Origin of the sequence: Saccharopolyspora antiqui (genome assembly GCF_052246905.1) — a bacterium.
Classification (GTDB): domain Bacteria; phylum Actinomycetota; class Actinomycetes; order Mycobacteriales; family Pseudonocardiaceae; genus Saccharopolyspora.
Window position 1 is genome coordinate 98,491 of record NZ_JBQQBO010000013.1, and the last position, 21,351, is coordinate 119,841.

19 protein-coding genes are annotated in these 21,351 nt (G+C 69.5%); 7 read left to right on the forward strand and 12 right to left on the reverse strand.

What is annotated here, in order from left to right; genetic code table 11:
- The first annotated feature begins 151 nt into the window (after positions 1 to 151).
- Positions 152 to 1,126: a LacI family DNA-binding transcriptional regulator gene (locus ACTWQN_RS21070; protein ID WP_443205238.1), complete on the forward strand. Its 975-nt coding sequence runs from the start codon at positions 152 to 154 to the stop codon at positions 1,124 to 1,126.
- Between the two features lie 105 nt (positions 1,127 to 1,231).
- Positions 1,232 to 2,392, forward strand: coding sequence for an aminotransferase class V-fold PLP-dependent enzyme (locus ACTWQN_RS21075; protein ID WP_443205239.1), 1,161 nt, complete (start codon positions 1,232 to 1,234; stop codon positions 2,390 to 2,392).
- 84 nt (positions 2,393 to 2,476) lie between these two features.
- On the opposite strand, the gene ACTWQN_RS21080 is transcribed toward ACTWQN_RS21075, so the two are convergent.
- The 3 genes from ACTWQN_RS21080 to ACTWQN_RS21090 form a co-directional block, all read right to left on the reverse strand.
- A complete protein-coding gene (locus ACTWQN_RS21080; RefSeq protein ID WP_443205240.1) occupies positions 2,477 to 4,282 on the reverse strand; it encodes an FUSC family protein in 1,806 nt (601 codons plus the stop codon).
- A 284-nt stretch (positions 4,283 to 4,566) separates the two neighbouring features.
- Positions 4,567 to 4,917, reverse strand: a complete 351-nt coding sequence (locus ACTWQN_RS21085) for a hypothetical protein (RefSeq protein WP_443205241.1) — start codon at positions 4,915 to 4,917, stop codon at positions 4,567 to 4,569.
- 28 nt (positions 4,918 to 4,945) lie between these two features.
- Positions 4,946 to 5,227, reverse strand: coding sequence for a hypothetical protein (locus tag ACTWQN_RS21090; protein WP_443205242.1), 282 nt, complete (start codon positions 5,225 to 5,227; stop codon positions 4,946 to 4,948).
- Between the two features lie 326 nt (positions 5,228 to 5,553).
- On the opposite strand from ACTWQN_RS21090, the gene leuA reads away from it, so the two are divergent.
- Positions 5,554 to 7,347, forward strand: a complete 1,794-nt coding sequence (gene leuA / locus ACTWQN_RS21095) for a 2-isopropylmalate synthase (protein WP_443205243.1) — start codon at positions 5,554 to 5,556, stop codon at positions 7,345 to 7,347.
- Between the two features lie 66 nt (positions 7,348 to 7,413).
- Here leuA and ACTWQN_RS21100 read toward each other — a convergent pair whose 3' ends face one another.
- Complete coding sequence (locus ACTWQN_RS21100) at positions 7,414 to 8,070, reverse strand: DedA family protein (protein WP_443205244.1); 657 nt, start codon at positions 8,068 to 8,070, stop codon at positions 7,414 to 7,416.
- A gap of 300 nt (positions 8,071 to 8,370) precedes the next feature.
- Here ACTWQN_RS21100 and ACTWQN_RS21105 point away from each other — a divergent pair, with 300 nt between their 5' ends.
- From ACTWQN_RS21105 to ACTWQN_RS21115, 3 genes are all read left to right on the forward strand, one after another.
- A complete protein-coding gene (locus ACTWQN_RS21105; RefSeq protein WP_443205245.1) occupies positions 8,371 to 9,540 on the forward strand; it encodes a mandelate racemase/muconate lactonizing enzyme family protein in 1,170 nt (389 codons plus the stop codon).
- Between the two features lie 466 nt (positions 9,541 to 10,006).
- The gene (locus ACTWQN_RS21110; RefSeq protein ID WP_443205246.1) at positions 10,007 to 10,249 is read left to right on the forward strand and encodes a hypothetical protein; all 243 of its coding nucleotides are present in this window, start codon (positions 10,007 to 10,009) and stop codon (positions 10,247 to 10,249) included.
- Complete coding sequence (locus tag ACTWQN_RS21115) at positions 10,240 to 11,880, forward strand: alpha-amylase family protein (protein WP_443205247.1); 1,641 nt, start codon at positions 10,240 to 10,242, stop codon at positions 11,878 to 11,880. Before ACTWQN_RS21110 ends, ACTWQN_RS21115 begins: the two co-directional genes overlap by 10 nt.
- 30 nt (positions 11,881 to 11,910) lie before the next feature.
- Here the strand turns inward: ACTWQN_RS21115 and ACTWQN_RS21120 are convergent, their stop codons facing one another.
- Positions 11,911 to 12,807, reverse strand: coding sequence for a LysR family transcriptional regulator (locus ACTWQN_RS21120; RefSeq protein WP_443205248.1), 897 nt, complete (start codon positions 12,805 to 12,807; stop codon positions 11,911 to 11,913).
- 72 nt (positions 12,808 to 12,879) lie between these two features.
- Here ACTWQN_RS21120 and ACTWQN_RS21125 point away from each other — a divergent pair, with 72 nt between their 5' ends.
- Positions 12,880 to 13,854 carry an EamA family transporter gene (locus ACTWQN_RS21125; RefSeq protein ID WP_443205249.1) on the forward strand — a complete coding sequence of 325 codons (975 nt, stop codon included), beginning with the start codon at positions 12,880 to 12,882 and terminating at the stop codon, positions 13,852 to 13,854.
- Positions 13,855 to 13,887: 33 nt separating this feature from the next.
- Here the strand turns inward: ACTWQN_RS21125 and ACTWQN_RS21130 are convergent, their stop codons facing one another.
- The 7 genes from ACTWQN_RS21130 to recR form a co-directional block, all read right to left on the reverse strand.
- Entirely contained in the window at positions 13,888 to 14,070 is a 183-nt protein-coding gene (locus ACTWQN_RS21130; protein WP_443205250.1) for a hypothetical protein, read from the reverse strand.
- A gap of 136 nt (positions 14,071 to 14,206) precedes the next feature.
- Positions 14,207 to 15,319 (reverse strand): ABC transporter ATP-binding protein, encoded by a 1,113-nt coding sequence (locus ACTWQN_RS21135; RefSeq protein ID WP_443205251.1) that lies wholly within the window; start codon positions 15,317 to 15,319, stop codon positions 14,207 to 14,209.
- Between the two features lie 358 nt (positions 15,320 to 15,677).
- Positions 15,678 to 16,670 (reverse strand): ABC transporter ATP-binding protein, encoded by a 993-nt coding sequence (locus ACTWQN_RS21140; RefSeq protein ID WP_443205252.1) that lies wholly within the window; start codon positions 16,668 to 16,670, stop codon positions 15,678 to 15,680.
- 14 nt (positions 16,671 to 16,684) lie between these two features.
- Positions 16,685 to 17,617: an ABC transporter permease gene (locus ACTWQN_RS21145; RefSeq protein ID WP_443205253.1), complete on the reverse strand. Its 933-nt coding sequence runs from the start codon at positions 17,615 to 17,617 to the stop codon at positions 16,685 to 16,687.
- 4 nt (positions 17,618 to 17,621) lie between these two features.
- The gene (locus ACTWQN_RS21150) at positions 17,622 to 18,632 is read right to left on the reverse strand and encodes an ABC transporter permease (RefSeq protein ID WP_443205254.1); all 1,011 of its coding nucleotides are present in this window, start codon (positions 18,630 to 18,632) and stop codon (positions 17,622 to 17,624) included.
- Between the two features lie 103 nt (positions 18,633 to 18,735).
- A complete protein-coding gene (locus ACTWQN_RS21155; RefSeq protein ID WP_443205255.1) occupies positions 18,736 to 20,430 on the reverse strand; it encodes an ABC transporter substrate-binding protein in 1,695 nt (564 codons plus the stop codon).
- A 292-nt stretch (positions 20,431 to 20,722) separates the two neighbouring features.
- Positions 20,723 to 21,319, reverse strand: a complete 597-nt coding sequence (gene recR, locus ACTWQN_RS21160; protein ID WP_443205256.1) for a recombination mediator RecR — start codon at positions 21,317 to 21,319, stop codon at positions 20,723 to 20,725.
- Between the last annotated feature and the right edge of the window lie 32 nt (positions 21,320 to 21,351).

The following is a 21,351-nucleotide window of genomic DNA, read 5'->3' on the forward strand; positions in this document are numbered from 1 at the left end:
CCGCGCGCCGGAACCAGTCGTCGAGCCTTGCCCCGGCCGCCGGTTCCGCAGCAGCCATGAACGGGGACTTCACTGGTGAAGGGTGCAAGCGCTTGCACTGCAAGCGCTTGCAGGGACGATAAGCGGCGCGGTATGAAGGTGTCAAAGGATCGTGGAGGGGAACTCGATGGCGCGGCTGGCCGACGTGGCCCGCAAGGCCGGGGTGTCGGTGGCGACCGCGTCGCGCGCGCTGGTTCGGCCGGAGATGGTCGCGGAGCGGACCCGGCAGCGGGTGCGCGATGCGGCGGTCGAGCTCGGCTTCCGGTACCACCCCTCGGCCCAGGCGTTGGCGACCGGGCGCAGCCGTTTGCTGGCGCTGATCGTCCCGGAGCTGACCAACCCGTTCTTCGCGCCGATCATCGCGGGCGCGCAGCGCACGGCCGAGGCCGCTGGCAACGATCTGCTCGTCGTGGTCGGCGAATCGGCGGAGCGGGAGCAGGCGCTGATCGACCGGTTGCGCGACCGCGTCGACGGATTCCTCGCGCTGGCCCCGCGTGCACCCGCTGCGCTGTTCGCGGCCGTGGATGTGCCGCTGGTGCTGGTGAACCGGCGGGTGCGCGGGGTGCCGTCAGTGGTCGTCGACACGCCGAGCGGGTTGGGCGAGATGGGTGCGCATCTGGCTTCGCTCGGGCATCGCCGCATCGCCTACGTGGGCGGACCGCGCGGCTCGTGGACCGATCCGCGCCGCCTCGCGGCGTTGCAGCGCGGGCTGGCGCACGAGGTCGTCGTTTTCGGGCCGCTGCCACCGACTTTCGAGGCGGGTAGCCGGATCGTCGACGAGTTGTTGGACAGCGGGTGCACGGCCGCCGTCGCCTACAACAGCGCCTTGTTCCTCGGACTGATGTACCGGCTGGCCACGCGCGGGGTGCGGGTGCCGGATCAGTTGAGCGCGTGCTGCGCCGACGATCTGGCGGAACTCGGGCTCGCGGTACCGGAAGCGACCGCGCTGCACGTCCCGGCCGAGGAGGCCGGAGCGTCGGCGGTTCGCGCGCTGCTCGATCTGGTCGACGGACGACCGCCGGAACCGCGACATCGGCTGGTAGCGGTGGATCTCGTGGTCGGCGGGACCACCGCCGCGCCCGGCTGAACGGCGCAACGAATTGGACTGAGAGCACTAAGAATTCGCCGGTTATTCGGCCCCGAGTTGCGTCCACCGTTACGTACCGTGCGGTAATGCGGTAAGACTTCACTCGTGTGGACCAGCACGAGACCGACAGCAGAGGCGCTCGATGACGCCGACACGCTCGCCGGTCTGCGCGCCCGCTACGACCTACCGCCGGGCTTGATCCGCCTCGATGGCAACAGCGGTGGCCCGCTGCCCCGCACCACGACTGCCCGGCTGCGCCGGTTCGTCGAGCACCGCCGGGAGCCGCACACCGCGCGCTCGCGCGGGGAATCCGACTGGCGGCGGGCGGCACGGCTCGCGGCGGGCGCGCTCGCACCGCTGATCGGTGCGGCGCCGAACGAGATCACCGTCTCCGAGACGACGTCGATCAACCTGTTCAAGGGCCTGCTGGCGGCTGCTCGGCTGCGCCCGGACCGGCCGATCCTCGTGGTGGGCCGGGACTGCTTCGCCGCCGACCGCTGCCTGGCCCAGTCCGCCGCCGACTTCATCGGCGGCCAGCTGCACCTGCTGGACTGCGCGGACGAACTGGCGGCGCTGCCGACGGATCAGGTTGCGGTGGTTGCGCTTTCGCACACCCAACTGCGCTCCGGGGCAGTGCGGGACGCGGCGGCCATCACGGCCGAAATCCACCGGCACGGTGCGCTGGTGCTGTGGGAGCTCAGCCATTCGGCCGGGGCGCTCGACGTGGATTTGCACACCTGGGACGCGGATTTCGCCATCGGCTGCGGTCATCGGTACCTCGGTGGCGGTGCGGGTGCGCCAGCCTACAGCTTCGTCGCCGAGCGGTACCGCGACGAGATCCCGCCGGGCGTGTGCACCTCGGGTGTGCTGCATCCGCTGGCGGGCGGGTTCGTCGGCACGGGTTCCGCGCTGTCGGTGTCCGAACTGCACGCCGGTCTGTCCATCTTGGACGGTGTGTCGCGGACGGCCTTGGCGGCGAAGGCCATCGGGCTGGCCGACCTGTTCCTGGACCGGCTGGGCGCGTTCTGCCCGGACGCGAGGATCGAGGTGGTGGCACCGCCTGCGGGGTTGTCCCGCGGCGCGCAGCTGAGCCTGCGGCACGAGCAGGCGCAGCGGATCGCGGACGCGTTGTTCGACCGGGACGTGCTGGTGGACTACGCGGAACCGGATCTGCTCCGGCTCAGCTTCGCTCCGACGTGGCTGCGCTACGTCGACATCTGGGAAGCCACCGAACAACTCCACACCACCCTCCACGAAGTGCGCTGAGCAACGGGAAAAGTCCACCGGCGCGTGCAGAGCAGAACTCACCGGGGGGACTCTGCCCTGCTGGGCTCTGGCCCAACGAAGCACTCACGACCCGGCGACATCGGCGTAGACGCGCTCCAGCTCGCCTCGCAGTTCGGACGGAGGTACCGGTGTCGCGCGGAGTTGGCGGGTTGCGGTGCGCATCGTGGACACCAGGCGTTGGGCTCGTTGGAGGTCCTGCGGGTTGTCCAGAACAGCTTTCTCGGTGGCCGCGTCGACCACTCGCTCCAGGACGATGATCGTCGGCCACCAGCGCTCGGCTTCCGCGACGGCAGTGGGGTCCATCAGCTGTTGCTGGAGCGCAGCGCGCAGGTCCGCGAGTTGGCGGTAGGTGCGGCGGCGCAGCGCGGATCGGCCGTGGCGCGCTCCGGCCAGCGACTGGGACACGTACTCCGACACCACCTCGACCGCATCGGCGAATCTCTCCGACAGAGCTGGCCCCCTGCTCACCGGACGCAGCAGGAAGCCCATGACCAGGACGATCGCGCAACCGATGAGCGTGTCGACGAGCCGGGCCACCGGGAGGAACCGCTCGGCCTGGCTCATCTGCAGCAGGACCAGCGCCGTCACGACCGCGCTGAACAAGCCGTAGTGCCGGTTCAGCGCGACCGGCAGCTTGGCCGCCAGCGCGACGATGAACGGCAGCATCCACCAGCCGGTCGGCACGAGCATCAGCAGCGCCGAGGCGATGAGCACCCCGGCGACCGTGCCGACCACGCGCATCAGGGTGCGGGCGAAGACCGAGCCGGAGTTCGGCTTGAGCACCAGCGCGACGGTCAGCGCGATCCAGTAGGGCTCGTCGAGCCCGGCCGCCAACGCGATCCCCTCCGCCAGCGCCAGGCACAACACCATCCGGCACACCTGCGTCCAGGTGGAGCGACCGAAGCTCAGCCGCAACCGTTCGCGCTGTTCACCGCGAACCGGTGGGCGTTTCGCGCGGCGGAGCGCGATGATCAGGTCCGCGATGCCCTGATCGAGGGCCCGCACCAACCGCGACTCGTCGGCTCCGCCCCGGTAAGGCGCTGGGAGCTCACCGGTTCGCATGCAACGCGCCAACGCGCGCAATGCGTCACGGGCCCGCTCGGGCGGTCGCTTTCCGGCGTGCGCAAGGGAAACCGACGCTTCCACGATGGGCGTGGCGTACGTGTAGACCAGGTAGAGGCGGTCGCGCACCCGGCTGCGCGACATCGAACCGCCGGCCACCAGCACGTCGTGCGCGTTGTCGAGCGCCTTGGTGAGGTTCTGCCGCGCCGTGATCGGCGATTCGGCGTCGAACATCCGCAACGTCGCCTCGAACACCGCCGCGACCGCGCCGCGCGCCGGAGCCGTGCCGCGAAACGGCCAGGTGGCCGCCACCATCGCGAGCAGCAGGAGTTCACCCGCGAAGAACCACCAGACCTGCACGCCGAGTGGCAGCGCCGCCGACTTGTGCCCGGTCGCCACGACGCAGAACGTCAACATGTGCGCACCGCCGGACGACCACAGCTCGCCCATCCTGCTGGACAGCACCGACGGGACCGACACCGCGAGCACGATCGCCGCAGCCCACCACGGTCCCGGCGCCACGGCGCCAGCCGCGAAACCGAGCGCGCCGAGGACCGCGGCCAGGCCCACTCGGCGCAGCCGGTACCGGTACGAACCGGTCAGGTCCGAGAAGCTCGCGCACAGCGCGCCGACCGACGCCAGCACCGCCTCGTCCATCCGGCCGGTGAGCAGGCCGACGACCTGCGGTGCGCCCATGCCGACGCTCGCCGCGCACACCCGCGTCCAGTCCGTCGGGATGGGAATCGGGCGCAACATCCGCAGCAGCCAGATCGGCGGCGCGAACCGGGGCAGCGCTTCGCTCGTCACACGCACATCCCTTCGGTGACCGGGACACGCGCTCCACGCCGAGCGGCATCGAGTTCTCGTCCTCGAAACGACTGCGCAAGTTTCGGCCGAGGACGAGTGCTGAGATCTCGATTGTCACCAGGCGGCGGCGAACGCACCGCCGATCGCCACCGGCATCACACCTTGGGATGCGTCACACCGCGACCATGCGGACCATCGTGGCGGCCAGCAGCGGGCAATCGATCCAAAGTGGACTCCCGCTTGCCGCGGCGGCGGCGATCTCCACCCAAGGCGACCACCCGCGCTCAGCCGAGGGCGCGGAGGATCTTGGTGGCCATCGACATGGCCACCAGCCAGAACAACGCCGCGATGCCGTAGTTGAGCAGCACCGCGAGTTTCGGATCAGCCGGCACGAACAAGTCCTGGAAGCCCAGCGCCAGCGGGTCCGCCCAGTACGCCACGAACCGGGTGATGCCGTTGTCCGGATTGGCATTGCCGAGGGTCAGCACCACGTGGATCGCCAGCAGCGCGGCGCACGCGCTGCCGACCAACCGGACCGCGGTGATGAGCGCACCGACCGCGCGAGCCCGTGCTCGCCGCAGGTCAACGCGCCGCAAGCCGCCTTCGTGGGCACCCGTGCTGACGTCCTCCGCCACGATCTCCAGTGTGGCACGGGGCGACCGGTCAGCCGAAGACGCGCGCCAGCACCCCGCACAGCAGCACCCAGAAGGCCGCCGCCAGGCCGTAGTCGACGAGCACCTGCAAGAACTCGCCGCGCACCGGCACCAGGCCGGGGAAGAACAGCGCCAGCGGCTCCGCCGCCTGCGCCACGGAACTCGCCAACCCGTTCTCCGCCGGGAAGCCGGTCAGCACGAACACGATGTGCAGCACCAGCAGCACGGCGAGCAGGAAACCCGCACCGTTGATCAGCGCCCCGATCCCGGACTGCCCCTTCTTGCCCGCCATCCGCTTGATCCTTCCCGTCGCCCGGTGCCCACTCTGCCAGGCGCATGGGCTCGGCGGCGGCAGCCGCAGGCCGTGTCCGACACGCGGGCCAAGCCGCCGCGCCCATCCGAACGAGCGAGGAATGCGCTGGCCACCACGTGTCCTGTCCCACCATTTGGAAAGGGTGCTTGCGTTCCGGGTCGCCTTTGCGGTTAGCCTTGCTGACGTGGCTCGCGTTCTCCTGCTTCGCCGCCGCGACGGGGTCTCCTAGACCGGCCCCTCGTCGCGGGGTTCGAACGCGCCGGTCGTCGGTCCAGACCCGGTAACCGAGCAGGAGAACCCCTCGCATGAGTACCAATTCCCCCGACTCCCAGGCACCGTTCGCCGGTCGGGTGCGCAAACCGTCCAACCCCGCGCCCGATGATCAGCAGCCGTGGAATCCGCAGCTGGGCAGCGCCATGCCGTACCACCGCTACCGCCCGTTCCACGAGCTGATCGAGGACGTATCGCTGCCCGATCGGACCTGGCCGGACAAGCGGATCACCACGGCCCCGCTGTGGTGCGCGGTCGACCTGCGCGACGGCAACCAGGCACTGATCGACCCGATGTCCCCGGCCCGCAAGCGCCGCATGTTCGAGCTGCTGGTGCAGATGGGCTTCAAGGAGATCGAGGTCGGCTTCCCGGCGGCCAGCCAGACCGACTTCGACTTCGTCCGGGAGATCATCGAAGACGGCGCGATCCCCGGTGACGTCCGCATCCAGGTGCTCACCCAGTGCCGCCCGGAGCTCATCGACCGCACCTTCCAGGCGTTGGAGGGCGCGCCGCAAGCGATCGTGCACATCTACAACTCGACGTCGATCCTGCAGCGCCGCGTGGTGTTCCGGGAGGAGCGCGAGGGCATCAAGAAGATCGCCACGTCAGCCGCCGAGATGACCTTGGAGCTGGCCGGGAAGTACTCCGACACCGACTTCCGCTTCCAGTACTCGCCGGAGTCCTACACCGGCACCGAGCTGTCCTACGCCGCCGAGGTGTGCGACGCGGTCACCGAGATCTGGCAGCCCACCCCGCAGCGGCCGGTGATCCTGAACCTGCCCGCCACCGTCGAGATGGCCACCCCGAACGTTTACGCCGACTCCATCGAGTGGATGCACCGCAACCTCTCCCGCCGGGACGCGGTGATCCTGTCGCTGCATCCGCACAACGACCGCGGTACCGGCATCGCCGCCGCCGAACTGGGCTACCAGGCAGGCGCCGACCGCATCGAGGGCTGCCTGTTCGGCAACGGCGAGCGCACCGGCAACGTGGACCTGGTCGCGCTGGGCATGAACCTGTTCAGCCAGGGCATCGACCCGCAGATCGACTTCTCCGACCTCGACTACGTCAAGCGCACCGTCGAGCACTGCAACCAGCTGCCGGTGCCCGAGCGGCACCCGTGGGGCGGCGAGCTGGTCTACACCGCGTTCTCGGGCAGCCACCAGGACGCCATCAACAAGGGCCTGGACGCGCTGCGGGATGCGGCGAACCAGGCCGGGACGCCGGTGGACGAGTTCCCGTGGGAGGTGCCGTACCTGCCGATCGACCCGAAGGACGTCGGCCGCACCTACGAGGCCGTGATCCGGGTCAACTCGCAGTCCGGCAAGGGCGGCGTCGCCTACATCATGAAGACCGAGCACCAGTTGGACCTGCCGCGCAAGCTGCAGATCGAGTTCTCCAAGGTGGTGCAGGCGCACACCGACTCCGAAGGCGGCGAGGTCAGCCCGGCCGCGATGTGGACGGCGTTCTCCGAGGAGTACTTGGCGGCCACCGCGCCGCTGAAGCTGGTGCGGCAGCGGGTCGCCGGGGAGAACGGCAACGAGACCATCACCGCGACCGTGGTCGTGGACGGCGAGGAGCGGGAGGTCACCGGCAACGGCAACGGCCCGGTCTCGGCGTTCGTCGACGCGCTGAGCAGCATCGGCTACGACGTGCGGGTCATGGACTACCACCAGCACGCGCTGACCGCCGGTGACGACGCGCGCGCGGCCGCCTACCTGGAGTGCGCGGTGGACGACGAGGTCTTCTGGGGGGTGGGTGTCGACACCTCGACGATCACCGCCATGCTGCGCGCAGTGGTGTCCGCGGTGAACCGCGCCAACCGCTGACCACCGACGCCCGCGGCCCGTTCGTCCGATCCCTCGCGCGAACGGGCCGCTTCGCGGGGTGACGCGTCAGCGGACCGGTGCGTCGGTTTCCGGTTCGACCCGTTCGGCTTCTTCCGCCTCTTCTGCTTCGTCGACCCGCTCCGCGCGGCGGCGCACCACGTGCACGATCAGCCAGCCGAGGACGACGGTGATGATCAGCGCCACCCACGAGAACCGGTGGAACCACTGCCCAGCCACCAGACCGAACACGTAGGACAGCGTGGTCACGGTGCCCGCCCACGCGATGCCACCAGCCGCGTTCGCCAACAGGAACTTGCGGTAGCGCATGCCGAGGATGCCGGCCAACGGCCCGGCCAGGATGCGCAGCAGCGCGACGAACCGGCCGCCGAACACCGCCCACGCGCCCCAGCGGTCGAACGCCCGCTCGGCCCGGCGCACCGGACGCGGCCCGAAGTGCTTGGGCATCTTGCGGCCCAACCAGGCCAGCAGGGTGCGCCCGTAGCGCTTGCCGATCGCGTAACCGACCGAGTCGCCGACGATCGCGCCGCTGGCCGCGATCGCACCGAGCAGCACCGGGTTGACGATCCCCTGCGACGCCGCAACCCCGGCGCTGACCAGCATGATCTCGCCGGGCAGTGGGATCCCCACGCTTTCCAACCCGATGATCAGTCCGACCACCAGGTAGATCACCCCGGGGGGGATCGTGTCCAGCCACTCGATCATGAACGTCCGTTTCGGTCCTGGAACGCGTCGCGCCGCCGTCGGCTACGACCGGCCACCGGCCAGCGTACGCAGCAGACGTTGTGGAGCATCAGGGAAAGCGCCCCATCTTTGGCGCGCGACAGCAAGGGATGTGACGCTACACACACAACAGTCGCGAGTGGATGGCGCCGTTCTCGGTGCCCGTCCTCGGAAGTGGCGCAGCGGGGACTTCCGGGGTTGACGGGCCGCGCTGCCGCGCAACTGGTTCGAAGGCAGGCCCTTGCGGCCATCGCCGTTCACGATGCCCTGGGGGAGGGCGTTTTGCGCATCATCGGCATCCGCAGCATTCCGGTCGCCGTGCCGTTCCACACCGAGGAGAAGTGGGTGTGCGGCAGCCGCCGCGGCCTGGTCAGCGTGCTGATCGAGATCGACACCGACGAGGGCATCACCGGCCTCGGCGAGGCACCGGCCTACCCGTCGGCCGACATCGTGCTCACCGTGCTGCGTTCGATCGAACGGTTCGCCATCGGCGAGGATCCGTTCCGCACCGAGCGGATCGCGAAGCTGATCGACATCGTCGGCACCTGGCACCACGTGGGCGCGACCAGCCCGGCGGTGGCGGCCGTCGACATGGCCTGCTGGGACATCGTCGGCAAGGCCTGCGGCCAGCCGCTGGTCAACCTCTTCGGCGGCCCGCTGCGCGAGGACGTCGAATACCTGCACTACGTCCCGCAGGGCACCCCGGCCTGGATGCGGGAGCAGGCCGCCCACGGCGCCGCGGCCGGGTTCGAGAGCTTCTACGTGAAGGTCGGCGCCGAGGATCCGGCCATCGACGTCCAGCGCGTCGCCGCGGTCCGGGACGCCATCGGTGTCGGGCCATCGCTGCGGGTGGACGCCAACGAGTCGTGGTCGACGGCCGCGGCGCTGCGGGTGCTGCACACCCTGGAGCCATACGACATCGAATTCGCCGAGCAACCCGTGTCCGGGCGCAATCTGCCCGAAATGGCCCGATTACGAGCCCGCACGGGTGTCCCGCTGCTGGCCGACGAGGCGTCGCGGACGCGCTACGACCAGCTCGACGTGATCCGGCAGGGAGCGGCCGACGCGATCTCGGTGGACAACGCGCTGGACGGCACGCTGCTGAACATGAAGCGCTCGGCCGGGATGTGCGAGGCGGCGGGCGTCCCGGCGGTGAAGCAGAGCCTCGGCGAACTCGGGGTCGCGACGTACGCGGCGGCGCACCTGATCGCGGCCACGCCCGGCTTCCACCACGCCAACCAGTCCTACGGCCCGCTGCTGTCCGACGACGTGGTCGAAGGCGGCTCGCTGCCGTACCGGGGCGGACGGCTGCGGGTGCCGGACCGGCCCGGCATCGGAGTGCGGCTGGATCGCGACCGGCTGGCCCGCTACGCGGAGCTGTACCAGGTCGCGGGCCACGAGTACGGCTTCACCGACACGTCCGGCGGCACCCCGGGGATACCGAACCGGTGAGACCCTGTTTTTCAACTCGGTTTGCCTTGCGGTGCGGGTGGCGGAACCTCAGAAGCCTTCTCGACTCCGGGATCCGCGACATCACGTATGCCCGGACGTGAGGCGAGTACGCCGCCGGTCGTAGTCGGGTACGCCGAGAATCGGCGTCCGGATCGGTGAACACACTCGACCAAAGACGGTACTGCGCGTTGCGCCGGATCGGCACCATGGTGCTTGCGTCGCGGGATGCCGCGCGACGTCCCCTGGGGAAATCAGGATCGGGGGGAGCGACCGGTTGACGGGGGACACGTCGGGGAACCGGTCACTCCCCCTCGGTTCTCGCGGCGTCCTCGTCCCGCACCCGGGAGACATCCCAACTCTTCGTGCTCCCAAGTCACCGGCACCACCCGATCGGTCTACGCGACTTGATGCGGGACTGTGCACGCGGTTCAGTCAGGCACCGAAACGCAGCAGTGTTGAGGTGGACATGTGGCCGACCGAGGACCCGACCGAGAAGCTACGCTGGCGAATCCCGTGCGCCACGCCGGACGGCGCGGGCGCCGTTACGGTACTCGTGGTGGGCGATCGGGTCGCCGTGGTGCTGCCACCAGGTGACACGCTGGTATTCACCGCGAACGAAGCCGATGACCTCGCCGCATTGCTGGACCAGGCTGCGGGCTACCTGTCGCGCGGCGACCCGGACGAACCGGAGACGGCATCGTGGCCCTGATCGACACCGACCTGAGCTTCGATCCCCGCGACCCCTACTTCCCAACGCCCGGCGCGTCCGGGGTGGAGTGGGCCCTGCAGGTGTTCACCACCACCAACGGCTACGGCATCGACGTGTCGCGGGCGCACCTGCGCGACGGCGACCGGGTCCACGTGCACGCCGACCGGTACGCCCGGCTCGGCCAGCAGCAGGTGGTCGAGGCCGGTGAGGTCGACATCGAGGTGACCCGCACGGCCGGGGCGCTGGTGTGGTCGATCACGGTGCGCCACGACGAGCCGGTGAAGTCGGTGAAGCTGCTGCTGCGCGGTCTGCCGCTGGAGCACCTGCAGACCGGTTGGTGGGCGCCGAACACCGGACGCGGGTGGACGCACGGCGCGGGCGGCCAGCGGTTCCAGCTCGAATACCCCGGTTCGGACTGGGCGACCCCCTGGGTGGCCGCCGGGGAGGAGCCCAACTGCCTGGTGCTCAGCGTGCGCGACCCACTGGTGCGGCGGCAGATCCTGCACGTCCACCAACCGGTTTACGCACCGGGTCCGATCGTGGAGTTGGTGCACGTGCCCTCCGCCACGGCGCGCTCGACCACCTACCAGGTGCCGCCGATCCGGCTGCGCCTGGACACCACCGAGCACACCGCCGACGCGGATTTCGACGAGCACCTGTCCTTCGTGGAAGGGGCGCACAACCTGCTGCCGTGGTCCTCCCGCGAGGACGTGCCGGACTGGCTGCGGCACATCGCACTGGTGGTGACCCTGCACGGGCAGCACTGGACGGGCTACGTGTTCAACACCTTCGCGCAGATGGCCGAGGCGCTGCGGTTCGTCGCCCAGCACATCGAGCCGCACCGCGTGCTGGTCTTCCTGCCCGGTTGGGAAGGCCGTTACTACTACGCGTATCCGCGGTACTGGCCCGCCGAGGAGCTCGGTGGCGCCGCGGGTTTCGCCGCGTTCGCGCACACCGCGCGGCAGCTGGGCGTGCGGCTGATGCCGATGTTCGGTGGGCACGGCGCGAACGTGATCCAGTACCCGCGGTGGCAGGAGGCGGTGCTGCGCAACGACACCGACCGCTACGCGGAGCTGCTGAACCGGCCGGACTGGGACTGCGACCGGGTCGGCGAGGGCGATCAGGTGTTCCTCAATCCCGGCGAGCCGGAGTTCCGCGCCCACCTGGTGGAGTCGATCTCGGCGGTGGTGCGGGAATTCGGCGTCGACGCGGCCTTCCTGGACACCCTCGGCTACTGGTTCAACGATCCGCGGTACGACGTGATCGACGGCTACCGGCGACTGGCCGGGGAACTGCGCCGCCGCCACCCCGAATTGGCGCTCGCGGTGGAGGGCTGGTGGGACGCGCTTTCGGCGATCTTCCCGCTGAGCCAGCACTGGTACGGCGCGGACCGCGACCTCCGCAAGACCCGCGTGCTCAGCCGCTACGCGCGCACCACCGGGCACCTCGCCGAGGGAACACCGGGGCCGGGCAGCACCGGCGTGCACGAGAAGGGCTTCCTGACCCGTCCGGACGACGTCGACCGCGAAGCCCACATCCCGGCGGTGGGCATCGCCGACACCACCCTCCCGGCCCAGGCGGACGAAGTCGCCGCCATCTGCCGGTGGGCCGCCAAGCACGGGCCGCGCTAGCCGCGTGATCAACGTGGTGCCGCGCGGCGCTCAACGGGTGACGTTGGCCGCTTCCGCGCGCAGCGCGTCAACGACGACTCGGACCGCGGGGCGTTCGGTGGCTCCGCGGCGCGAGACGACCTCCACGTTGCGGCCCGCGCGAACTCCGGCCAGCGGGCGCAGCACCAGCCGGGGACTGTCCGCTGTGTAGCGCGGCAGCAGCGCGATCCCGTGACCAGCGGCGACCAGGGCTTCGGTGACCCGGAAGTCGTTGATGCGCTGCACCACCTTCGGCCGGACCCCGGTGCGGATCGCCAGCGAGCGCAGCACGTCGTCGACCGGGAAGCCGATGTCCACGCTCAGCCACGGCTCGCCCACCAGTTCGGCCGGTTCGATGCGTTCCTTGGCCGCGAGCGGATGTCCCGGCGGCAACGCGACGTCCAAAGGCTCGCGCAGCAGCGGGATGATCGTCATGCGCTCGCTGTCCAGCGGTGCCGCCGCGTCGTCCCGGTGCGTGACCACCAGGTCGAAGTCGGCGGTCAGCCCCGGCACCTCCGGCGGGGTCATGTCGACATCGCGACACTCCAGCCGCACGTCCGGGTGATCGGCGATCCTCCGGAGCAGCCCGGGCAGCAGCAGGAGCGCGCCGGACGGGAAGATCGCCACCCGCACCACGCCGCGTGGCGTCGACCGGTAGCTGTCCAGCTCGGCCTCGGCGCGGTCCAGCGCCGCGAGCACCTCGTCAGCGCGAGCCGCCAGCGCCCGGCCGGCGTCGGTGAGGCGCAGCCCGCGCCCGGCAGCCTCGGTCAGCTGCACGCCCACCTCGGCCTGCAACGCGCGGATCTGCTGCGACACCGCGGACGGCGTGTACGACAGGGCCTTCGCCACAGCGGTGACGGTGCCGCGATCAGCGAGTTCGCGCAGCAACCGCAGCCTGCGAACGTCCATGAAGCAATGCTACATATTACCTGTAAATAGTATTGCTTGTTCTTCACAGAGCTTGCCAGCAGGCTGGCAGGAGTGAGTTCACGTGACCGCTTGCTGGCGGTGGTCGTCGCCGTGCTGTGGGGTGCCAACTTCATCGCGATCGACTTCGGCCTGGGGCACTTCCCGCCGTTGTTCTTCGCCGGGTTCCGCTTCGCGGTGCTGCTGCCGACGCTGCTGTTCGTGCCGCGCCCGCAGGTCGAGTGGAAGTGGCTGCTGGGCTACGGGCTGTTCTTCGGCACGCTGCAGTTCGCGTTCGTGTTCGTCGCGATGAGCATCGGCATGCCGACCGGGCTGACCTCGTTGGTGCAGCAGGCATCCGCGCCGTTCACCGTGCTGCTCGGTGCGCTGCTGCTGCGGGAGCGGATCACGCCGCTGCAGATCATCGGCATCCTCACCGCGGTGCTCGGCATGGCCGTGATCGGTTGGCACCGCGCGCAGGCCGCGGCGCTGCTGCCGATGCTGGTCACGCTGTGCGGTGCGTTCTCGTGGGCGCTGGGCAACCTGTGCAGCCGGAAGGCGAATCCGCCCAACCCGCTGCACCTGACGCTGTGGATCTCAATCGTCCCGCCGCTGCCGATGTTCGCGCTTTCCGCACTGGTCGAAGGCCCGTCGGCGGGCTGGCAGGCGGTGGCGACGGTGTTCGACTCGCCGACCGGCTGGTACGCCCTCGGTGGGCTGGCGTACACGGTGCTGCTGGCCACCGTGGTCGGCTCGGGCCTGTGGACGACGCTGCTCGGCCGCTACCCGGCCAGCACGGTCGCGCCTTTCTCGCTGCTGGTGCCGGTCGTCGGGTTCACCACGGCCTGGCTCGTGCTGGGCGAGCAGCCGCACCCGATCGAGCTCGCCGCTGGCGCGGTGGTGGTTGGCGGGGTGCTGCTGGGGAGCCTGAAACGCCCGGCGATTTCGCGCGAAACCGCCACCCGCCAACCACCGGACGCGGCGATATCGCGCGAAATCGCCACCCCGCCCGCGCACACCGGCACGCCGAAATTCGAGGACGGGAGCTAGGAGCACGGGACCTGGCAGCGGGAATCCGCCCGGTCATTGGACGGCTGAGCTGCCGCGTTCGAAGTCGGGGTTGCAGACGTGGACGCCGTTGCCTTCCGGGCAGTCGTAGGGCACCAGGATCTCGCCGGACTCCACGGCCAGGCGATCGGCGGTCTCCCGCTCCAGGATCGCCCGGTGCTCGCACGCCGAGCATCGCGGCGCACTGCTGTACCTCACCCACTGCCTCCGCTCCACCGTCACCGCAGGACCTCGTGACCATATTGGACCCGGCCGCGGCCTCGGTGCCCAACGCGCAATTTCGCGACGAATCAACCGGCACGCAGGTGGATCCGCGGCCTCGTCGCGGCGCCGGTCAGACCGAGTGGGCGGAGGTGATGTCGAGGTCGCCGAAGTCCGTCGGGTTCACCGCCTCGGCGGTCACCTCGTGCGGTTTCAGGCGGCCGTCCCGGATGTCCTCGGCGTAGTGGCACGCCACCCGGTGCCCCGGCTTGAGCTCGCGCAGCACGGGCCGCTCGGTGTCGCACCGGGCGGGCTGCCGCCACGGGCAGCGGGTGTGGAACCGGCAGCCGGACGGCGGTGCGGCCGGGGACGGCAGGTCGCCGGAGAGCAGGATCTGCTCGCGCCCGTCCTCCACCACCGGATCCGGCACTGGGACGGCCGAGAGCAACGCCTTCGAATAGGGGTGCAGCGGCTCTTCGTACAGATCGTCCGATGTGGACTCCTCCACGATGCCGCCGAGGTACATCACCCCGACCCGGTCGGCGATGTGCCGCACCACCGCCAGATCGTGCGCGATCACCAGGTACGTCAACCCGAACTCGGACTGCAGGTCCTCCAGCAGGTTCAACACCTGGGCCTGCACCGAGACGTCCAGCGCCGACACCGGCTCGTCGGCCACCACCAGGTCCGGCCCCACCGACAGCGCGCGGGCGATGCCGATGCGCTGCCGCTGACCGCCGGAGAACTCGTGCGGGTACTTGCGCAGCGACGTCGACGGCAGGCCGACGGCCGACAGCAGCTCGCGCAGCCGCTTGTCGGTGGCCTTCCGGTCGGTGTCCAACCCGTGCGCCCGCATGCCTTCGAACAGCAGCGACTGCACCGACTGGCGAGGGTCCAGGGAAGACAGCGGGTCCTGGAAGACCATCTGCATCCGGCGGCGCATCCGGCGCAGCGGTTCGCCCTTCATCCCGGACAGGTCGACGCCGTCGAACACCACCTTGCCCGCGGTCGGCTTCTCCAGCCGCAGCACGGCACGCCCCAGCGTCGACTTGCCGCAGCCGGACTCCCCGACCAGGCCGTAGGTTTCGCCGCGCTCGATCCGCAGCGACACCCCGTCGACGGCGTACACGTAGCCGACCGTGCGATCCAGCACCATGCCGCGCTTGATCGGGTAGTGCACCGCGACCTCGTCGATGTCGACGAGCACGTCAGGCGTTTCGGCCGCAGTTCCCGAAGTTTCCGTCATGACTGTCCGCCTCCCCGCGATTCACCGTGGTGGCCACATCCAGCCCCATCGCGGCGTTGCGTCGTTTCTAGTGGCTGGCTTGCGTCACGGTCCCCTGGGGCGCGGTTGAGGAGCACTGAGGTTGACACCGGACTGCTCATGACGCCTCCGTGCCTTGCGGGACACCCGCACCCAGTCGGCTTACACAAGCGCAAAGCAAAGAAGTGTCGCTCATGACGCCTCCGTGCCTTGCGGGACACCCGCACCCAGTCGGCTTACACAAGCGCAAAGCGGAGAAGTGTCGCTCATGACGCCTCCATGCCTTGCGGGACACCCGCACCCAGTCGGCTTACACAAGCGCAAAGCAAAGAAGTGTCGCTCATGACGCCTCCATGGACATCGTCTCGCGCACCGGGTTGTGGCAGCGCAGCAGCCGCGCTCCCACGTCGACGCTCACGTCCGGGGTCTGCTGTTCGCAGACCTCCAGCGCGTTCGGGCAGCGCGGGCAGAACGCGCACCCGGCGTCCCACGGGATGTTGTCGCTGATCGAGCCCTTGATCGGCGACAACCGCTGCCCGCGCGGCGAGTCCAATCGCGGGATCGACGACAGCAGGCCCGCGGTGTAGGGGTGCCGCGGTCGGGCGAACAGCTCGTGCCGCGCGGCGCGCTCCACCACCCGGCCCGCGTACAGCACGTTCACCTCGTCGCAGAGCCCGGCCACCACGCCAAGGTCGTGGGTGATCATGATCAGCGCGGTCTCGGTCTCGGCCACCAGTTCCGCCAACAGCCGCAGGATCTGCGCCTGGATCGTCACGTCCAGCGCGGTGGTCGGCTCGTCCGCGATGAGCAGCCGAGGCTTGCAGGCCAGCGCCATCGCGATCAGGGCGCGCTGCCGCATGCCGCCGGAGAGCTGGTGCGGGTACTCCCGCAACCGCCGCCCCGGGTCCGGGATCCCCACCCGTCGCAGCAGTTCCTCGGCCTCCGGCATCGCGGTCTTGCGCGGTAGCCCGCGGTGCCGCTCGATGACCTCGGAGACCTGCAGGCCGATCGGCACCACCGGGTTCAGCGAGGTCAGCGGGTCCTGGAACACCATGCTCAGGTCGCGGCCCCGACGCTGGTCGAGCTCCCGGCGGGTCAACCGCAGCAGATCGGTGCCGTCGAAGTTGACCGAACCGGACACCTCCGCACCGGTGTTCGGCAGCAGGCCCATGATCGCCAACGAGGTGACCGACTTGCCGCAGCCGGACTCGCCGACCAGACCGACCGTGCGGCCCGGCTCGACGTCGAAGGAGATGCCGTCCACAGCGGTCACCGGCGGCTCGCCCTTGCGGGCGAAGACCACCGAGAGGTCGCGAACTTCCAGCAGTGCCATACGTTTCCTCAGCTCTAGCGCCGACGCTTCGGGTCCAGCGCGTCCCGCAGCGATTCGCCGACCAGTGTGAATCCCAACGCGACCAGGATGATGCAGCCAGCTGGCCAGAACGCCAACTGCGGATGCGAGTCGATGATGCTCTGCGCACCGCCGAGCATCTGCCCCCATTCCGGCACCGAGTCGTCGGCCGCGCCCAGCCCCAGGAAGGACAGCGCGGCGGCGTCGATGATCGCCACCGCGAGCACCAGGGTGGCCTGCACGATGACCGGTCCCAGCGCGTTCGGCAGCATGTGCCGGAACACGATCGAGCTGCGCTTCACGCCGAGCGCCTGCGCGGCCAGCACGTGATCGCTGGCCCGCTGCGCGAGCATCGTGCCGCGCAGCAGGCGGCCGAAGATCGGCACCTGCACGATCGCGACCGCCAGGATCACGGTGAACTGCGTCTGCTGCGCGAACAGGGCCCCGATCGACACCGCCAGCAGCAGCGACGGAACCGACAGCATCACGTCGGCGATCCGCATCACCACCGCGTCCACCCAGCCGCCGAAAGCACCGGCCAGGATGCCCAGCACCAAGCCGCCGCCGAGACCGATCACGGTGGCGAACACCGCGACCGCCAGCGTCTGCTGCGAGCCGAGCAGCAACCGGGAGAACAGGTCGCGGCCGTACTGGTCGCCGCCCAGCGGAAAACCGGGCTGCGGTGGCGGGATCGTGTTGTCCGCGCGGGAAACCTGCTGCTCCAGCAGGCGTTGTGCACCATCGTGCGGAGCCAGGATCGGGGCGAGCAGAGCCAGCAGCACGAACGCGGCGATGATCACCGCGCCGACCACGAACACCGGGTTGCGCTTCAGCCGACGCCAAGCCGACGCCGTCAGGCTCACCCCGGCATCCGCCGCCGTCTCCGCCAGCGCGTCGATGCGCTCCTTGCGCTGCGTTTTCAGCACCATGACCTCACCGTGTCCGCAGTCGTGGGTCGATCAACGCGTACGAGAGGTCGACTATCAGGTTGACCAGCACGTACACCATCGCGGACGCCAGGATCACCACCTGCAGCACCGGGAAGTCCTTGCGCTCGAACCCGATCGCCACCGCCTGCCCGATCCCGGCGATGTTGAACACCCGCTCGGTCAACACCGCCCCGGCCAGCAATGCACCGGTTTGCAGGCCGATCGTGGTCACCACCGGCAGCATCGCGTTGTGCAGGATGTGCCGACGCCGGATCACCATGCCCGCCAGGCCTTTCGCCCGCGCGGTGCGCACGTAGTCCTCGTCCATCACGTCCAGCACGGCGGCCCGGGTTATCCGGAAGATCACCGCGAACGGGATGGTGGACAGCGCGATCGCGGGCAGTATCAGGTGCACGAACGCGTTCCACGAGGCGTCGAACTCGCGGGTCAGCATCCCGTCCAGGATGTAGAAGCCGGTCACCCGGGTCGCTTCGATCCCGCTGTCCTGCCGACCCGAGGCGGGCAGCGCGCCCAGCTGGATCGCGAAGACGAACTTCAGCAGGAACGCCAGGAAGAACACCGGCACGGCAACACCGACGAGCGACCAGGTGATGCTCAGGTTGTCCAGCCAGCTGCCGCGCTTGCGGGCGGCCAGGTACCCCAGCGGAATGCCGACCGCGATCGCCAGCAGCAGCGCCAGGATGGACAGCTCCAAGGTCGCCGGGAAGCGGATCAGGAACACCTCCAGCGCCGGTGCGCCGCGCTGCACACCGGTCGAGGTGCCGAAGTCCCCGGTGATGGCCCGCCCCAGGAAACGCCAGTACTGCACGAAGATCGGCTGATCCAGGCCCAGGTCGGCCTCCAGCTTGGCGCGCGCTTCAGGTGTGGCGCGGTCGCCCAACAGCGCCGAGACCGGTCCACCGGGCAACATCCGCAGCCAGGCGAACAGCAGTACCGACAGCACAACGACGACCAGTACCAGCTGCGCGAGCCGTCGGATCGTGTAGCGGAGCACGAAACCCCCGTTTGTTCAGCCCGGGCAGCGAGTAGACAGGTTCGCGCGGAACCGACCGCCAACCGGTGGCAGGTGGTCGGTTCCGCGCGAAACCGCGATCAACTCACTGCTCCGAGACGCTCACCGACGCGAATTCCTCGGCGGTCAACGGCGAGGTCTGCAGACCCTGGACCCGAGGGCTGGTCACGATCGCCGGCGGCGAGTGCGACAGCGGCACCGCGGGCAGGTACTCGGCCAGCAACCTGCGGTTGAGGTCCTGGTACATCTGGTTGCGCTTGGCCTCGTCGGGCTCGCTGTCGGCCGCCCGCAACTGCGCCGCCAGGTCTTCGCCCCACGGCGCGGCAGCGGTGTAGAAGCGGTTGGTCGGCGTACCGAAGAACGTGCCGATGAAGTTGTCCGGCGTGTTGTAGTCGCCGGTCCAACCGAGCAGGAAGATGTCCGCCCTGGCGTTGTCCACGTCGTCGATGTAGCCGCCGTTCCACGGCTTGCTGATCGGGTTGACGGTGATACCGGCCTCGCGCAGGTCCTCGGCGATGGCGTTGTAGATGCCCTGCGGGTCCGGCATGTACGGCCGGGTGACCTCGGTCGGCCAGTAGAAGTTCACCGTCAGGTTCGACGCGCCCGCCTCGGTGAGCAGCTGCCGCGCCCTGGCTGGGTCGTGCGGGTACTGCTGCACGTCCGGGGCGTAGCCGTCCACCGTGTTCGGGTAGAACTGGGTGGCCACCGACGCACCTTCCGGCAGGTTGGCCTTGACCAGCGTCTCCCGGTCGATCGCGTAGGCCAGCGCCTGGCGCACCCGCAGGTCCTGCAGCGCCGGGTTGTTCTTCTGCGTGATGCCCAGGTACATGATGTTGAACGGGTCGCGGACCTGGACGGTGTTCCCGGCGTCGCGCAGCGACTTCAGGTCGGCGGCGTTCGGGTAGTCGTAGCCGTCGATGGCGCCGGATTCCAGCTCCTGCTTGCGCGCCGTCTCGTCCGGGATGATGCGGAAGATCAGCTCGCTGACCTTGGCCTTCTCGCCCCAGTACTGGTCGTTGCGGGCCAGCTTGATGGTGCCGTTGCTCTCGTCGTAGGAGACGAACTTGAACGGGCCGGTGCCGGTCGGGTGCGACCTGGCGTACTCCGGGTACACGAAGCTGTCGCCCTGCGCCTGGACGTTGTTGGCCTGGTACTGGTCCATCGCGGTCGGCGACTGCATGCTGAACGACGGCAGCCCGAGCAGGTCCGGGAACTTCGAGGTGGCCCGGGTCAGGTGCACCACGGCAGTGGCCGGATCCGCTGCGTCGCAGCTCTGGTACAGCGAGGGGCTCTTGCCGTCGGCGAAACCGCCGAAGTTCTCGATCCAGTAGTAGGACAGCGCGTTGTTCTGGCCAGCGCCGGTCTGGTTGTACATGCGCTGGAAGTTCTTGCACACCGCGTCGGCGTTGAAGTCGGTGCCGTCGTGGAACTTGACGCCCTGGCGGAGCTTGAAGGTCCAGGTCTTGCCGTCCGGGCTGTGGTCCCAGCTCTCGGCGAGCTCCGGTTCGACGTCGGAGGATCCGGGCTTGAACCCGACCAGCCCCTCGGTCATCTGCCTGGTGACCCGGAAGGTCTCACCGTCGGAGGCGTAGAACGGGTCGAACAGGTCGGGTGCACCGGCCGCACCGAAGGTGAATGTGCCGCCTGCGCCGCCACCGGCATCGCGCTGTGATTGCGCGCAGGCCGCCAGCGATGTCGCCGCGACGAGTGCGACGGCTGCGGTCACAACACGGCGCCGCGCGCTTGGTGCGCGACGCAGCGCCGATGGAGCTCTACTCATGGAAGCACCTCGGTGTGTCTCAGGTCTCAGAGTTCCGTGAGACTAACTCGCATTAGGAGTTCAGTGGGGTAGCTGAGGTTACGATCCCACTACTTAGGCGCGCCTAATGAACGGCCGAATTTTCGGGCATTCACCCAGGTGGTCGAGGCTGTTGGGCTGCCCAGATGGGGCGCGACAATCCACCCGGGGGCTGGGAAATCCGGTAAAAACCTAGGAAAATCGGCCCGCCCCGACCGAATCTCGGCCGGGTGGACGGCAAACCGCCGGTCCGGCCGGAGATCACCCGAACTCGCTACATCGCGCGGCGGCCGGAGAGGGCTCGGCCGAGCGTCAGCTCGTCGGCGAATTCCAGGTCGCCCCCCATCGGCAGACCGGAGGCCAGCCTGGTGACCGTCAGGCCGGGGAAGTCCCGCAGCATCCGCAACAGGTAGGTGGCGGTCGCCTCGCCCTCGGTGTTCGGGTCCGTCGCGATGATCACCTCGGCGATCTCGTCCTGTCCGATGCGGGCCAGCAGTTCGCGCACCCGCAGCTGGTCCGGCCCCACCCCGGACAGCGGATCGAGCGCGCCGCCGAGCACGTGGTAGCGACCCTTGAACTCGCGGGTGCGTTCGACGGCCAGCACGTCCTTGGGTTCTTCGACGACGCACACCAGCGTCTTGTCGCGCCGGGCGTCCCGGCAGATGCGGCAGGTCGTCTCCTCCGAAACGTTGCCGCAGATGTCGCAGAACACCACGCCTTCCTTGACCTTCTGCAGCACCTCCTGCAGCCGGGTCACGTCCGCGGGCTCGGCCGCGAGCAGGTGGAAGGCGATGCGCTGCGCGCTCTTGGGACCGATGCCCGGCAATCTGCCGAGCTCATCGATCAAATCCTGAACCGGACCTTCGTACACGTATCGCTCGTTTCAACGGGTGCCGATGCCAA

Bases quoted from the DNA above. Each gene is read 5' to 3' on its own strand.
- ACTWQN_RS21110 (WP_443205246.1), top strand. From the start codon at position 10,007: ATGTGGCCGACCGAGGACCCGACCGAGAAGCTACGCTGGCGAATCCCG.
- ACTWQN_RS21135 (WP_443205251.1), bottom strand. From the start codon at position 15,319: ATGACGGAAACTTCGGGAACTGCGGCCGAAACGCCTGACGTGCTCGTC.
- ACTWQN_RS21155 (WP_443205255.1), bottom strand. From the start codon at position 20,430: ATGAGTAGAGCTCCATCGGCGCTGCGTCGCGCACCAAGCGCGCGGCGC.
- ACTWQN_RS21140 (WP_443205252.1), bottom strand. From the start codon at position 16,670: ATGGCACTGCTGGAAGTTCGCGACCTCTCGGTGGTCTTCGCCCGCAAG.
- leuA (WP_443205243.1), top strand. From the start codon at position 5,554: ATGAGTACCAATTCCCCCGACTCCCAGGCACCGTTCGCCGGTCGGGTG.
- ACTWQN_RS21145 (WP_443205253.1), bottom strand. From the start codon at position 17,617: ATGGTGCTGAAAACGCAGCGCAAGGAGCGCATCGACGCGCTGGCGGAG.
- ACTWQN_RS21100 (WP_443205244.1), bottom strand. From the start codon at position 8,070: ATGATCGAGTGGCTGGACACGATCCCCCCCGGGGTGATCTACCTGGTG.
- ACTWQN_RS21120 (WP_443205248.1), bottom strand. From the start codon at position 12,807: ATGGACGTTCGCAGGCTGCGGTTGCTGCGCGAACTCGCTGATCGCGGC.
- ACTWQN_RS21090 (WP_443205242.1), bottom strand. From the start codon at position 5,227: ATGGCGGGCAAGAAGGGGCAGTCCGGGATCGGGGCGCTGATCAACGGT.